Source organism: Pseudomonas sp. WMBT8 (genome assembly GCF_050916005.1).
Taxonomy (GTDB): Bacteria; Pseudomonadota; Gammaproteobacteria; order Pseudomonadales; family Pseudomonadaceae; genus Aquipseudomonas.
In genome coordinates, this window is record NZ_CP188096.1 from 1,471,558 (window position 1) to 1,485,400 (window position 13,843).

Consider the following 13,843-nt stretch of genomic DNA (forward strand, 5'->3'; position numbering starts at 1 on the left):
TCAGTTCTCCAGAACGTCGAGCAGGCCGAGGGGCAGCGGAACATCCATGGCTTTATCGAAGAGCAGATAAAGGCCGATGGCCATCAGGCTGACGATCACCACGCTGGGCATCCAGCGGCCGCCATACAGGCGCGCCATGGGGATGCCGATCAGCATGCTGCTGAGAATGAAACCCAAGGGTTCGAAGGTGCCGGCGAACACGATCAGCAGTGCCACGCAGATGCCGATCTTGACCAGGGTCTGGCGGTCCAGCGCGGGTTCTTCTTCGGTATGCTTGGTCGGCTGCGGGCGAATCAGCATGTAGATCAATGCCAGGCTCATCAGCCCGAGCATCAACAGCGGGTAGGCCCGAGGTCCCACCGGCTCGTAGGAAAATGACGCCTGGTACGGCCAGGCCATCAGTGCCAGGCAGGCGCAGGCCAGCAGCAACACCGCGGCGAAAATGCGTTGTAAGAGCATAGGAAACTCCTTTGCGACTCTTGTAGGCGCAAGCTGGCTCACGAAGAACGCAAGGACATCGCGTGTATCCAGGCAGCACGCGTCATCGTTGCGGTTTTTCGCGAGCAAGCCCGCTCCCACAGAGGGGCGATTACTGGATCAGGCCGAACTCTTTGGCCAGCACTTTGTAGTCAGCCACTTGTTTCTTCACGTAGGTGTCCAGCTCCGGGCCGGTCAGGGCGAACGGGAACAACTCGCGCTGGTCACGCAGCTTGGCGAACTCTTCGGAGGCCAGCAGTTTGTCGAACGCCTCCTTCCACCAGGCGTAGTCGGCATCGCTGACTTTTGGCCCGAGGTAGAAGCCACGCACCACCGGCCAGACGATGTCGTAGCCTTGCTCTTTGGCGGTCGGAATATTCTTCATTTCCGGCTCGTCCAGGCGCTCTTCGGAGAACACCGCCAGCAGGCGCATGTCGCCGCTGAGGATGTGTGGCATGGAGTCGGAGATGTCGGTACTGCCCACCTGGATATGTCCACCGAGCAGGGCCGTGGCGATTTCACCGCCGCCTTCGAGGGCCACATAACGCAGGTCACGGGGGTTGATTCCGGCAGCCTTGGCGATCAGCGCGGTTTGCATCCAGTCCTGGCTGCCCACGGTGCCGCCGGAACCAATCACCACTTTGCTCGGATCTTTCTTCAGGGCCTGTACTAGGTCATCCAGGCTCTTGTAGGGAGAATCGGCTTTCACCGCAATCGCGCCATAGCTGGTGCCAACCGCCGCCAGCCATTTCACCGCGCTTTCATCAAACCTCCCGAACTTGCCCTGTGCCAGGTTCAGCAGCGAACCGCTGGACCACGCCACCAGCGTGCCAGCATCGGCAGGGCGCTGGGCCACCACGGCGTTGTAGGCCACCGCGCCCACGCCGCCGGGCATGTAGGTCACGCGCATCGGCTTGCTCAGCAGTTTTTCGTTGACCAGTGCGCTTTGCACCAGTTTGCAGGTCAGGTCAAAACCACCGCCGGGGGAGGCCGGTGCGATGCATTCCGGGCGCTTGGGTTCTTCGGCGGCCAGTAGTTGGCCGGCAAACAGCATGCAGCCGGCGGCCAGGGCAAATTTACGCAGGGATGAGGACATGGGGAACTCCGTCATTGTTGTTATTGGGGGATGACTTTCAGGGTTACCACAGGGCGACGCTGTAACTGACCAGCACGCGCACTTCGTCTGCGTCCCGGGCCGAGTAGTTGGAGCGGTAGGTGGCATTGCGCAGGCGCACGGCCACATCCTTGAGCGTGCCGCTTTGCACTACGTATTTGATCTCGGTGTTGCGTTCCCACTCTTTGCCGGTGTCGCCGTTCTTGAGTTGGATGTTGTCGCCGGACAGGTAGCGGCTCATGAAGCTCAGGCCGGGGATCCCCAGCTTGGCGAAGTCATAGTCATAGCGCGCCTGCCAGGAGCGTTCCTCGGCGCCGGCAAAGTCGTTGATCTGGACAAAGTTGACCAGGTACGGGTCGCTGCCATCCACATACGGGAATGCACTGTCGCCGGACATGTGCTGGTAGCCGGCGCTCAGTTTATGGCCGTTGAGGGCGTAGCTGAAAATGCCGTTGAGGGATTTGTTGTCAATGCTGCCGCCGCGTGCGCTGCCGGTGTCGTCACTGATGGCCAGGCGCAGATCGGTGCCGAAGGTGCCGGGACCCATCGGGGTGGCGGCGACCAGGCCGAGGAAGTGCTGGCGGTACACGTCGTCCAGTTGGGCGAAGTGGTAGCTGGCGGTGGCCTTCTCGGCAAACTTGTAGTCCACGCCGCCGAAGTTGAAGTGCTTGCCGGTGGCCCCGCCGACGAAGCGGCTGTTTTTGTTGTTGAGGGCGATGTCCTCGTAGTTGGTGTCATCGCGGTCCTTGGCTTTGTCCAGGCGCCCGCCGGTGAAGGTCAGGTTCTTGAACTCCTTGGAGGTCAGCAGGCCGCCGTTGAAGGTCTGCGGCAGGATGCGCCCGTCGTTGGGCTTGAGGATTGGCAGCTCGGGGATCAGCGAGCCGATTTTCAGCTCGGTGGCGGAGATTTTCACTTTACCGGTCAACCCCAGCTTCGAGTACTCGTCAGCGGCGCGGCCATCATCGTGGGTGGGCAGCAGGCCAGTGCCGGTGCGGTCTGGGCTGGAGTCGAGCTTGACCCCGAGCATGCCCAGCGCATCCACGCCAAAACCGACGGTGCCGTCGGTGTAGCCCGATTGCAGGTTGAGCATGAAGCCCTGGGCCCATTCGTCGCGCTTGGATTGTTGCGCGCTGGTACCGTCGCGAAAGTCGCGGTTGAAGTACATGTTGCGGGTTTCCAGGGTCGCGCTACTGTCTTCGAAGAAGGCAGCCTGGCTAAGCGGCGAAAAGCCGGCAAGGGCAGCGGCACTGGCGAGGGCGGTCTGGGTCAGGCGGGAAAAACGAACAGGCGGGCAAGCCTGGGGCTGTGTCGACAGCATCGTGATGCACTCCGTTATTGTTCTTATGGGGCGAAAACGCTTCGAGGCGTTTTTCGGGCGCTATGGGTGAAATAGCTCGGAAGGTGTAACCGTCCGTTTCTGGATGCTAATGGGCGAACCTTTCACTAACCTTTCAGCGTCCTTTCAATGTTTTCGGGCTTCACAGCAGAGGCCGCGGCTGTAAACTGCGCCGCGAGTTGGTAAACAGAGGGCGGCATCGGCCACCCCTTAACGAGGTATGAATCCATGCGTGTCCTGCTCGTCGAAGACCATCTGCAACTGGCCGAAAGTGTGGCCCAGGCGCTCAAGAGCACGGGGTTGACGGTGGACGTGTTGCACGATGGCGTGGCGGCGGACCTGGCCTTGAGCAGCGAGGAATACGCCGTGGCGATTCTCGATGTGGGCCTGCCGCGCATGGATGGTTTCGAGGTACTGGCGCGCCTGCGGGCTCGTGGGAAAAATCTGCCGGTGTTGATGCTCACCGCCCGCAGCGATGTAAAGGATCGGGTGCATGGCCTTAACCTGGGCGCCGACGACTACCTGGCCAAGCCCTTCGAATTGACCGAACTGGAAGCCAGGGTCAAGGCGCTGTTGCGCCGCAGCGTGCTGGGCGGCGAGCGGCAGCAGACCTGTGGTGTGCTGGTGTATGACGTGGAAACCCGGCGTTTCACCCTCGCCGGTGAGCTGCTGACGTTGACCTCCCGCGAGCAGGCCGTGCTCGAAGCGTTGATCGCCCGCCCTGGCCGGGTCATGAGCAAGGAACAACTGGCATCCCAGGTGTTCGGCCTGGACGAGGAAGCGAGCCCCGACGCGATCGAAATCTATGTGCACCGCTTGCGCAAGAAGCTCGATGGCCAGCCGGTCGCCATCGTCACCTTCCGCGGCCTTGGCTACCTGCTGGAAGCGCGCGATGCGTAAGCACAGCAGCCTGCGTTGGCGCCTGCTGTGGAACCTGGCACTGCTGTTGGTGGTGCTGATGCTGGCCAGCGGCCTGAGCGCCTACTGGAACGGTCGCGAGGCTGCAGACACCGCCTACGACCGCACCCTGCTGGCCTCGGCACGCACCATCGCCGCCGGCCTGTCCCAGCGCGACGGCACCTTGAGTGCCGATGTGCCCTACGTGGCGCTGGACACATTCGCCTATGACAGTGCCGGGCGGATTTACTACCAGGTCAATGATATTCACCAGAAGCTGATTTCTGGCTACGAACACCTGCCCGGCCCGCCGCCCGGTACGCCGCGCACCGACGATTACCCGGCCTTGGCGCGGTTCTATAACGCCAAGTACCAGGGGCAGAATGTACGGGTGGTGAGCCTGCTCAAGGCGGTGTCGGAGCCGAACATGAACGGCATGGCAGAAATCCGCGTGGCCGAAACCGACGAAGCCCGCGTCAGCATGGCCCGCAGCCTGATGGCCGACACCCTGTTACGCCTGGGAATGCTGGCCATCGGCGCCTTGCTGCTGGTGTGGTTTGCGGTGAGTGCTGCGCTACGCCCGCTGGAGCGTTTGCGCACGGCGGTGGAGGAGCGTCAGCCGGATGACCTGCGGCCGCTGCCGCTGGTTGAAGTGCAACACGAACTCGGGCCGCTGGTGCGGGCGTTGAACCACTTTACCGAGCGCCTGCGCGGGCAGTTCGAGCGCCAGGCACAGTTTATTGCCGACGCCTCCCACGAGTTGCGCACTCCGCTGGCCGCCCTCAAGGCCCGGCTGGAATTGGGCCTGCGCGCCGAGGACCCGGCGGTTTGGCGCAGTACCCTGGAAACGGCGGCACAAGGCACGGATCGCTTGACCCACTTGGCCAACCAACTGCTGTCCCTGGCACGCATCGAAAACGGGGCGCGGGCAATTGCCGAAGGTGGAGCGCAGTTGCTCGACCTCAGTCAACTGGCCCGTGAGTTGGGCATGGCCATGGCGCCCCTGGCCCATGCGCGGGGTGTGGCGCTGGCGTTGGAGGCGGATGAGCCGGTGTGGCTGCGCGGTGAGCCGACCTTGCTGAACGAGTTGTTGAGCAACCTGGTGGATAACGCCCTGGCGCACACGCCGTCAGGCGGCAATGTGATCCTGCGGGTGACGGCGCCAGCGGTACTGGAAGTGGAAGACGACGGCCCGGGTATTCCGCTGGATGAGCGCGACCGGGTGTTCGAGCGCTTCTATCGGCGTAACCAGCAGGGCGCGGGGTCGGGGCTGGGCTTGGCGATTGTCGGTGAAATCTGCCGCGCGCACCTGGCCCAGATCAGTCTGCATGATGGCGAGCTGAAAGGGCTCAAGGTGCGGGTGAGTTTTATCGCCGGCTGAGAGCGATCCACCGCTATTGCCGGCAAGCCGGCTCAGTAGAACATCGAGCGCGCTTCGTCCAGCTCGGTACGTACCGCTGCGTTGAGCGGGTCGATGCGCAGTTTCTTGAATGACGGCAAGTTCGACAGCGCAGTGTTGGCCAACGGGTGATGGGTATTCTTGTGGCAATACAGCACGGCCACTTGCACCAGGTCGACATAATCCAGGCTGGCCGAGTCGCGCTCAAGGTCCTGGTAGTGTGCGGGCACATTCACCAGCATTTCCGGGAAATCCCAGCCCCGTAACAGCTTGTCCCCCAGTAGCGGGTGGATGCTATCGATCACATGGTTGAGGCTGACCGGGTCGGAGAGCAGTTCATAGTGATCTTCGGCGTAGGTCAGGATCGGCAGCACGCCGATCTGGTGCACCAGCCCGCCGAGTGCGGCCTGGTCCGGCTTGAGCTGGCTGTGGTTACGGCACAAGGCGTAGCAGACGCCGGCCACTTCCAGGCTGCGGCGCCATACTTCACGCATTTTTTGTTCCACGGCTTCTGAGCGGGCGTGGAATATCTGTTCCATCACCAGGCCAATCGCCAGGTTGCTGCTGTAGTTGGTGCCCAGGCGCGTGATGGCGGTATGTAGGTCGGTGACCTCCTGGGAGGCCCGCAACAATGGGCTGTTGACGACCTTGATCAGTCGCGCCGTCAGGGCGGTGTCGCGGCCGATGACTTTGCTCAAATGGCTGATGCTGACTTCGGGGTCTTCGGCGGCCTGACGAATTTTCAGGGCCACTTCCGGTAACGTGGGCAGAACCAGGTCATCGTTATCGATGGCCATCACCAACGCCTGTTGGACTTTTTCCGCCAGTTTGTTCATTCATGCTCTCTAGGGTGTTGCAAAAGGGTACGGCGATTACCGCTGGATCTCGCGATCACGGTCCAGTTGGTAAGGCAGGTCAAGCAACTTGAGGCCCGGGCCTTCCAGCGTACCTAAATGCACGTCGCCACTGTCGGCTGCTTCGGCTTGCAGCACCGCCAGAAGTTCAATCCCTTCGTCGGCCCGCGCAGCGATCACCACTTCGCCGATGGCACTGTTGTGGCTGGGCGCGAACAGTGGCGTACCAGGCTCGGGCAATGCACTGCCGTTCAGGCTCAGGCGGTAGAGGCGGCGCTTGAGCTTGCCCAGGTATTGCATGCGGGCGACGATCTCTTGACCGGTGTAGCAGCCCTTTTTGAAGCTCACGCCACCGACCGCTTGCAGGTTGAGCATCTGCGGGATAAACAGCTCGCGGGTCTGGGCCATGACTTGGCCGATGCCGGCGCGGATCTGCCCCAGCAGCCAGCTATTGAGGTCGCCTTGGGCGAGTGTTGCGCCCAGTTGGCTGCGCAGGGTGTCGGCTTGCGCGGCGGGCGCCCAGAGTTCGGCGCGGCCGGGGGAGACGCGAATGGCGATCAGTTCTGCATGGCGCGCCACACTGTCGGTCTCGACGGGCAAGTCCAGGCCCAGGCTGGCGATTGCCTGATCGGCGTCGGCCAGGCCGAAGCGGACCCAGGCGGCGCTTTCGTCTGTCAGCTTGGACTTGGAAAACACCGCGTACTTCTTCAAGTCCGCCAGCTGTGGTTCAAGCAGTTCGCTGGCCATGGCCAGCAGCACACCGTCACCTTGCAGCACGATGCGGAAGCTCGACTGCATGCGCCCCTTTTGGGTGCAGCGCGCGCCGAGGCTGGCGTGGGTGTCGTCGAGGTAGTTGAGGTTGCAGGTCAGTTGCCCCTGGAGGAACTTGGCCGCGTCAGCGCCGCGAACGGCCAGGACGCCTTCGTGGGATAGGGGGCAGAAGAAAGCAGAGTCAGCCATGGGTCATCGCAGTTGGAAAGTCATGGGTGCATCATAGAGGGGCGCCCGGCAAATGGGTAGTTTCATAAGCCCGACCAAAGCCGACTGTTCCGAGGGGCGTGGGCCTGTATACTTGCGCCCTATTTGAGGAGCGCTCCATGGTCGAAGATGTAGAAATCAATCGCCTGTACTGGCACAGCCGTCGCGGCATGCTGGAGTTGGATGTGTTGCTGGTGCCGTTCACCAAAGAGGTGTACGCCACCCTCGATAAGGTGGACCGCGACCTCTACGTCAGGCTGCTGACCTGCGAAGATCAGGATATGTTCGGCTGGTTCATGGAGCGTGCCGAATCAGAAGATCCGGAGCTGCAGCGCATGGTCCGGATGATCCTGGATCGTGTCCAGCCCAAGTAATACCTTCGAATGCCGCTGGCAGGCCTGCGGGCTTCTGCTGGCGGCGTATCTCCTCGCCCAGGTGCTTGCACTCGGTGCGCTGTGCCTGCTGGCTGTACCCTTATCGATGGCTGCACTCGGTGTGCTGGTGTGCCTGGCCCATGCCGCGTGGGCGCTGCCGCGCCAGGTTCGCTTGACTCACCATTCGTCGGTTCGTGGCCTGCGGCGCAATGCCGACGGCTGGCAACTGTGGAGCGCGGCGCGGGGTTGGCACGCTGTGCAGTTGCGCCCCGACAGCCTGGCGTTGCCGCTGATCGTGGTGCTGCGCTACCGGTTGCCGGGGGAGTGGCGGGTACGCTCGGTGTGTGTGCCGCGCGGTTCGCAGGCCGCCGATGTGCATCGACGCCTGCGCGTGCGCTTGAAGTTCAGCCGCCGTAGGTGGTTGGCACCAGGATAGTGTCGAGGGCTTCGGGCAGCATCTGCGGGTAGTCGAGGGTGTAATGCAGGCCGCGGCTTTCCTTGCGCGCCATGGCCGAGCGGATCATCAGCTCGGCGACCTGGGCCAGGTTGCGCAACTCGATCAGGTCACGGCTGACCTTGTAGTTGCTGTAGAACTCATCGATCTCATCGAGCAGCAATCGAACCCGATGCTGCGCCCGCGCCAAGCGCTTGTTGGTGCGCACAATCCCCACGTAGTCCCACATGAAGCGCCGCAGTTCGTCCCAGTTGTGGGCGATGATCACGTCTTCGTCCGAGTCGGTGACCTGGCTGGCATCCCAGCGGGGCAGGGCGGCCGGCACCGGGATGCGCGGCAGTTGCTCGAGGATGTCGGCAGCGGCGGAACGGGCGTAGACGAAGCATTCGAGCAGTGAGTTGCTGGCCATGCGGTTGGCGCCGTGCAGGCCGGTGAAGCTGGTCTCGCCGATGGCGTACAGACCAGGCACGTCGGTGCGCCCGTGCTGGTCGACCATCACCCCGCCGCAGGTGTAATGCGCCGCCGGGACCACTGGGATCGGCCCTTTGGTGATATCGATATTGAAGGCCAGGCAGCGCTCGTAGACCGTCGGGAAGTGGGTCTTGATGAAGTCGGCGGGCTTGTGGCTGATGTCCAGGTAGACGCAATCGATGCCCAGGCGTTTCATTTCGTGGTCGATGGCGCGGGCCACGATATCCCGGGGGGCCAGTTCGGCGCGCGGGTCGAAGCGTTGCATGAAACGTTCACCGTTCGGCAGTTTCAAGTGCGCACCTTCACCGCGCAGGGCCTCGGTGATCAGGAAACTCTTGGCCTGGGGGTGATACAGGCAGGTGGGGTGGAACTGGTTGAACTCCAGGTTCGCCACCCGGCAGCCCGAACGCCAGGCCATGGCGATGCCATCCCCGCAGGCGCCATCGGGGTTGCTGGTGTAGAGATAGACTTTGGCGGCGCCCCCTGAAGCGAGGATGGTAAAGCGTGCGCCGTAGGTATCGACTTCGCCGCTGGCACGGTTGAGCACGTAGGCCCCGAGGCAGCGCTCGCCTGCCAGGCCCAGGCGTTTTTCGGTGATCAGGTCGACGGCGACCCGTTGCTCGAGCAGTTCGATGTTCGGTCGTTGCCGGGCCTGGGCGAGCAAGGTCGTGAAGATCGCAGCGCCGGTGGCATCGGCGGCATGGATGATGCGCCGGTGGCTGTGGCCGCCTTCGCGGGTCAAGTGGAACTCGAAACCACCGTCATCACTGCCGGCATGTTCATCGCGGGTAAATGGCACCCCCTGGTCGATCAGCCATTGGATGGCTTCGCGGCTGTGTTCGACGGTGAAACGTACCGCTTCTTCATTGCACAGGCCGCCGCCGGCGTTGAGGGTGTCTTCAACGTGGGATTGCACCGTGTCGGTGTCATCCAGCACGGCGGCAACCCCGCCCTGGGCCCAGAACGTCGAGCCGTTGGCCAGGTCGCCCTTGCTCAGTACGGCTATGCGCAGATGGCTCGGCAGGGTCAGCGCAAGGCTCAAGCCGGCGGCACCGCTACCAATCACCAGGACATCGTGTTGAAACTGTTGGCTCATTTATGGGATTCCGCAAAAAGCGATCCGAGGGGTGGCGCAAACAGGACGCCTGGATCGGCGAATCAAAGGGTCACACGGCCCACTAGTATATAGAGGGGGCTATCGGCACAATAGCCGGGCATTCGTGGCATTGTGAAACTATGGTGAACGAACTGCACGGCTTTGATGAGGCGGTCCGGTGTCGAGATGGGAACTTTTGCATCACGCCCGACTCCATAACAGGATGCCCGAAAGCTGGGAAAACGTTGGTTTTACTGATTGGCCTGGAACATGGGAGTGTCAGAAAACCGGCGACAAGATTATTCACGCAGCCGGCTATGCCCGCGCTGCGTTTTTCGTGTGTGCCAAAACAGAGCCCACCGGAAACTTGCTTGAAGGGGGAGAACTTTTGCGAAAAGTCCTAGTCTATGTTTGCAAGCCTGATCGTTTAGTTATGCAAGCCTCCTTCAAGTACAACGAGGAGTGTTCATGCTAACCCAGGAAGAGGATCAGCAGCTGGTCGAGCGCGTTCAACGCGGCGACAAGCGAGCATTTGATCTGCTAGTGCTGAAATACCAGCACAAAATTCTCGGGTTGATCGTGCGGTTTGTGCACGACACCCATGAAGCGCAGGACGTTGCACAGGAAGCCTTTATCAAGGCCTACCGTGCACTCGGTAATTTTCGCGGTGACAGTGCGTTTTACACGTGGCTGTATCGCATCGCCATCAACACGGCGAAGAACTATCTGGTGTCTCGCGGACGCCGCCCACCTGATAGTGATGTGAGTTCGGAAGATGCAGAATTCTACGATGGTGATCACGGCCTCAAGGATCTCGAGTCGCCGGAGCGTGCATTGCTGCGCGACGAGATCGAAGGCACTGTCCATCGCACTATTCAGCAACTGCCAGAAGATTTACGTACGGCATTAACTTTACGTGAATTCGATGGTCTGAGTTACGAGGACATTGCGAGCGTCATGCAATGTCCGGTGGGGACCGTACGCTCCCGGATTTTCCGGGCTCGGGAAGCCATCGATAAAGCCCTGCAACCGTTGTTGCAGGAAAACTAAAGACAGCGGCGACAGCCAAGAGAGGAACCGCCATGAGTCGTGATGCCCTGCAGGAATCGCTGTCCGCAGTGATGGATAACGAAGCGGATGAACTGGAACTTCGTCGAGTGCTCAATGCATTTGATGATGCCCAAACCCGTGATACCTGGTCTCGTTACCAAGTCGCTCGGGCGGTGATGCATAAGGATCTACTAATCCCTCGTCTGGATATTGCTGCGGCCGTTTCTGCTGCGCTGGCCGATGAAGCCGTTCCGGCAAAAGCCACCCGCGGTCCTTGGCGTAGCCTCGGTCGCCTGGCGGTCGCTGCCTCGGTGACAGTGGCCGTACTGGCCGGTGTACGCCTGTACAACCAGGACGAAATCGCCGGTGCCGAACTGGCCCAGCAAACCCAGCAGCCGGTCATGGCTGGTCCGCAAGTCAAGGGCCCGGCTGTCCTGGCCGGCTACAAGGAAAGCTCTGACGCGACAGGCCCCATGGCCAACGGCGTGCTTCAAGGGCAATCCGGCTGGCAGGACCAGCGTCTGCCAGGTTACCTGCGCCAGCACGCTCAAGAGTCGGCTGTAAAGGGTACCGAAAGCGCACTGCCATACGCTCGCGCTGCAAGCCTGGAAAACCGCTAGACCGCTAAGGAGCCTTATGCGCGCCATACCGCTCCTTGCGCTTTTGCTCAGTGGCTGGTTTGCAGTACCTGCCCATGCCGATGAAGCCCAGGATTGGCTGAAGCGTCTTGGGCGGGCAGAGCAGCAGCAAAGCTACCAAGGCACGTTTATCTACGAGCGTAACGGTAGTTTCTCTACCCATGACATCTGGCATCGTGTCCAGAATGGCCAGGTTAGCGAACGACTGCTGCAGCTCGATGGCTCGGCCCAGGAAGTTGTCCGGGTCGATGGGCGCACCCAGTGCGTCAGTGGCAGCCTGGTGGCGGGTCTGGGCAGTCTGCCCGGCGCTCCGGCCCAAGTCCTTGATCCACAAAAACTCAGTTCTTTTTACGAACTTGCCGTTATCGGTAAATCGCGTGTGGCTGGTCGCAAGGCGGTGATCGTCTCGTTGGCGCCACGTGATCAATATCGTTACGGGTTCGAGCTGCATCTGGACCGTGAAACCGCGCTGCCGCTCAAGTCATTGCTGATCAATGACAAAGGCCAGTTGCTGGAACGTTTCCAGTTCACTCAACTGAGCACCAAAACCCCGGATGAAAGCGATTTGCAGCCCGGCCAGGACTGCAAGCCACTGTCGGTCGCCAGCAGCAAGGCCGATGAAGTAATAGAGCCCCAGGCCTGGCATCCGAGCTGGCTGCCGCCCGGCTTCCAGTTGGCCCGCAGCACCGCGCGCAAGGATTCCCAGACTCAGGTGGTGGTCACCAGCCTGATGTATGAGGACGGGCTGGCGCGCTTTTCGCTGTTCCTCGAGCCCGTCAGTGGCGAAGCCGCGACCGAAAGCCGGGTGCAGTTGGGGCCTACGGTTGCTGTCTCTCGCCGCATGACCACCACTGAGGGCGAGGTCGTGGCCACGGTGGTCGGTGAGATTCCCCTGGGCACCGCCGAACGTATCGCCCTGTCGGTTCGCAGTGGCCCGGCACCCGAAAAGCCGTGAGCCGTTAATCCTATGCTCATCCAGATCGTTCACAGTGATGCAGGAAATGCCTGCTTTGCTGCGCAGAACATGAAATGTCTGGAGAGTATTTTCACTTGCAAAATCTCCTTATGTTTTTTATAGGTCAGAGCTTCTCGGCTCTGGCCTTGCGTTGTTCACGCAATATTGACGTCGCTAGTAGTAGTCTTCGGCGTTTATTGAACCCTGTCGCCCAACCCTGCTCGTCGTAACGGGAGCTGTATGTCGATACCACGTTTGAAATCTTACCTATCCATAGTCGCCACGGTGCTGGTGCTGGGTCAGGCCGTTGCCGCGCAAGCGGCGGAGTTGCCTGACTTCACCCAACTGGTAGAGCAGGCCTCGCCTGCCGTGGTGAATATCAGTACCACCCAGAAGCTGCCGGATCGTAAAGTCTCGAACCAGCAGATGCCTGATCTCGAAGGCCTGCCGCCGATGCTGCGGGAGTTCTTCGAGCGTGGCATGCCCCAGCCCCGTTCGCCCCGTGGCGGTGGTGGTGGCCAGCGCGAAGCCCAATCCCTGGGCTCGGGTTTTATCATTTCGCCTGACGGCTACATCCTGACCAACAATCATGTGATCGCCGACGCGGACGAGATCCTCGTGCGCCTGGCTGATCGTAGTGAACTGAAGGCCAAGTTGGTCGGCACCGATCCACGCTCCGACGTGGCCTTGCTGAAAATCGAAGGCAAGGACCTGCCCGTGCTGAAACTGGGCAAGTCCCAGGATCTGAAGGCCGGGCAGTGGGTGGTAGCCATTGGTTCGCCGTTTGGCTTCGACCACACCGTGACCCAAGGCATCGTCAGTGCCATCGGCCGCAGCCTGCCGAACGAGAACTACGTACCGTTCATCCAGACCGACGTACCGATCAACCCGGGTAACTCCGGTGGTCCGCTGTTCAACCTGGCGGGCGAAGTGGTGGGGATCAACTCGCAGATCTACACCCGTTCCGGCGGTTTCATGGGCGTCTCCTTCGCCATCCCGATTGATGTGGCCATGGACGTTTCCAACCAACTTAAAGCGGGTGGCAAGGTCAGCCGTGGCTGGTTGGGCGTGGTGATCCAGGAAGTGAACAAAGACCTGGCCGAATCCTTTGGCCTGGACAAGCCTGCCGGCGCCCTGGTTGCGCAGATCCAGGACGACGGCCCGGCGGCTAAAGGTGGCTTGCAGGTTGGCGATGTGATCCTGAGCATGAACGGCCAGCCAATTGTCATGTCGGCCGACCTGCCGCATCTGGTCGGTGCACTCAAGGCGGGCAGTAAGGCCAAGCTGGAAGTGATCCGCGAAGGCAAGCGCCAGAACGTCGAGCTGACCGTGGGCGCGATCCCTGAAGAAGGCCAGGAGCTTGGCGCGCTGGGTGGTAAATCGGGTGCAGAGCGCAGCAGCAACCGCCTGGGCATTGCCGTCGTCGAGTTGACCGACGAGCAGAAGAAGAGCTTCGACCTCAAGAGCGGTGTGGTGATCAAGGAAGTCCAGGACGGCCCGGCCGCCCTGATCGGCCTGCAACCAGGCGACGTGATCACCCACTTGAACAACCAGGCCATCAACTCCACCAAGGAATTCACCGACATCGCCAAGGCGTTGCCGAAGAATCGCTCGGTGTCGATGCGGGTCCTGCGTCAAGGGCGTGCCAGCTTCATCACCTTCAAGCTGGCCGAGTAATCCGCTAGCCGTCGTTCAATAAAAAGCCCCGCTCTTGATAGTCGAGAGCGGGGCTTTTTTGTGGGCGCTGGAT

14 protein-coding genes are annotated in these 13,843 nt (G+C 61.4%); 8 read left to right on the top strand and 6 right to left on the bottom strand.

Annotated features, from left to right (window positions below):
- The 3 genes from ACO77H_RS06495 to ACO77H_RS06505 form a co-directional block, all read right to left on the bottom strand.
- Positions 1-459: a tripartite tricarboxylate transporter TctB family protein gene (locus tag ACO77H_RS06495; RefSeq protein WP_170042871.1), complete on the bottom strand. Its 459-nt coding sequence runs from the start codon at positions 457-459 to the stop codon at positions 1-3.
- A gap of 130 nt (positions 460-589) precedes the next feature.
- Positions 590-1,573 (bottom strand): Bug family tripartite tricarboxylate transporter substrate binding protein, encoded by a 984-nt coding sequence (locus ACO77H_RS06500; protein ID WP_169956735.1) that lies wholly within the window; start codon positions 1,571-1,573, stop codon positions 590-592.
- 43 nt (positions 1,574-1,616) lie between these two features.
- Positions 1,617-2,909 (bottom strand): OprD family porin, encoded by a 1,293-nt coding sequence (locus ACO77H_RS06505; RefSeq protein WP_170058377.1) that lies wholly within the window; start codon positions 2,907-2,909, stop codon positions 1,617-1,619.
- Between the two features lie 246 nt (positions 2,910-3,155).
- Here ACO77H_RS06505 and ACO77H_RS06510 point away from each other — a divergent pair, with 246 nt between their 5' ends.
- A complete protein-coding gene (locus ACO77H_RS06510) occupies positions 3,156-3,827 on the top strand; it encodes a response regulator (protein ID WP_169956731.1) in 672 nt (223 codons plus the stop codon).
- Positions 3,820-5,205, top strand: coding sequence for a sensor histidine kinase (locus ACO77H_RS06515; RefSeq protein WP_169956729.1), 1,386 nt, complete (start codon positions 3,820-3,822; stop codon positions 5,203-5,205). The genes ACO77H_RS06510 and ACO77H_RS06515 overlap by 8 nt, the downstream gene beginning before the upstream one ends.
- A gap of 32 nt (positions 5,206-5,237) precedes the next feature.
- Here ACO77H_RS06515 and ACO77H_RS06520 read toward each other — a convergent pair whose 3' ends face one another.
- The gene (locus tag ACO77H_RS06520; RefSeq protein WP_169956727.1) at positions 5,238-6,059 is read right to left on the bottom strand and encodes an HDOD domain-containing protein; all 822 of its coding nucleotides are present in this window, start codon (positions 6,057-6,059) and stop codon (positions 5,238-5,240) included.
- 36 nt (positions 6,060-6,095) lie between these two features.
- Positions 6,096-7,037 (bottom strand): YgfZ/GcvT domain-containing protein, encoded by a 942-nt coding sequence (locus ACO77H_RS06525; RefSeq protein WP_432755173.1) that lies wholly within the window; start codon positions 7,035-7,037, stop codon positions 6,096-6,098.
- A 137-nt stretch (positions 7,038-7,174) separates the two neighbouring features.
- Between ACO77H_RS06525 and ACO77H_RS06530 the strand changes: the two genes are divergently transcribed.
- Complete coding sequence (locus ACO77H_RS06530) at positions 7,175-7,429, top strand: succinate dehydrogenase assembly factor 2 (RefSeq protein WP_017736358.1); 255 nt, start codon at positions 7,175-7,177, stop codon at positions 7,427-7,429.
- The gene (locus ACO77H_RS06535) at positions 7,413-7,865 is read left to right on the top strand and encodes a hypothetical protein (RefSeq protein ID WP_169956723.1); all 453 of its coding nucleotides are present in this window, start codon (positions 7,413-7,415) and stop codon (positions 7,863-7,865) included. The genes ACO77H_RS06530 and ACO77H_RS06535 overlap by 17 nt, the downstream gene beginning before the upstream one ends.
- Here the strand turns inward: ACO77H_RS06535 and nadB are convergent.
- Positions 7,834-9,450, bottom strand: coding sequence for an L-aspartate oxidase (gene nadB, locus ACO77H_RS06540; RefSeq protein WP_170058379.1), 1,617 nt, complete (start codon positions 9,448-9,450; stop codon positions 7,834-7,836). The two genes, ACO77H_RS06535 and nadB, sit on opposite strands and share 32 nt — an antisense overlap.
- A 468-nt stretch (positions 9,451-9,918) precedes the next feature.
- On the opposite strand from nadB, the gene rpoE reads away from it, so the two are divergent.
- The 4 genes from rpoE to ACO77H_RS06560 all read left to right on the top strand — a co-directional run bounded on the left by rpoE (position 9,919) and on the right by ACO77H_RS06560 (position 13,770).
- Positions 9,919-10,500, top strand: a complete 582-nt coding sequence (gene rpoE / locus ACO77H_RS06545; RefSeq protein ID WP_003172477.1) for an RNA polymerase sigma factor RpoE — start codon at positions 9,919-9,921, stop codon at positions 10,498-10,500.
- Positions 10,501-10,532: 32 nt separating this feature from the next.
- Positions 10,533-11,120, top strand: coding sequence for a sigma-E factor negative regulatory protein (locus ACO77H_RS06550; RefSeq protein WP_169956719.1), 588 nt, complete (start codon positions 10,533-10,535; stop codon positions 11,118-11,120).
- 16 nt (positions 11,121-11,136) lie between these two features.
- Entirely contained in the window at positions 11,137-12,093 is a 957-nt protein-coding gene (locus tag ACO77H_RS06555; RefSeq protein WP_170058380.1) for a MucB/RseB C-terminal domain-containing protein, read from the top strand.
- A gap of 240 nt (positions 12,094-12,333) precedes the next feature.
- The gene (locus tag ACO77H_RS06560) at positions 12,334-13,770 is read left to right on the top strand and encodes a DegQ family serine endoprotease (RefSeq protein ID WP_169956714.1); all 1,437 of its coding nucleotides are present in this window, start codon (positions 12,334-12,336) and stop codon (positions 13,768-13,770) included.
- Positions 13,771-13,843: the final 73 nt, after the last annotated feature.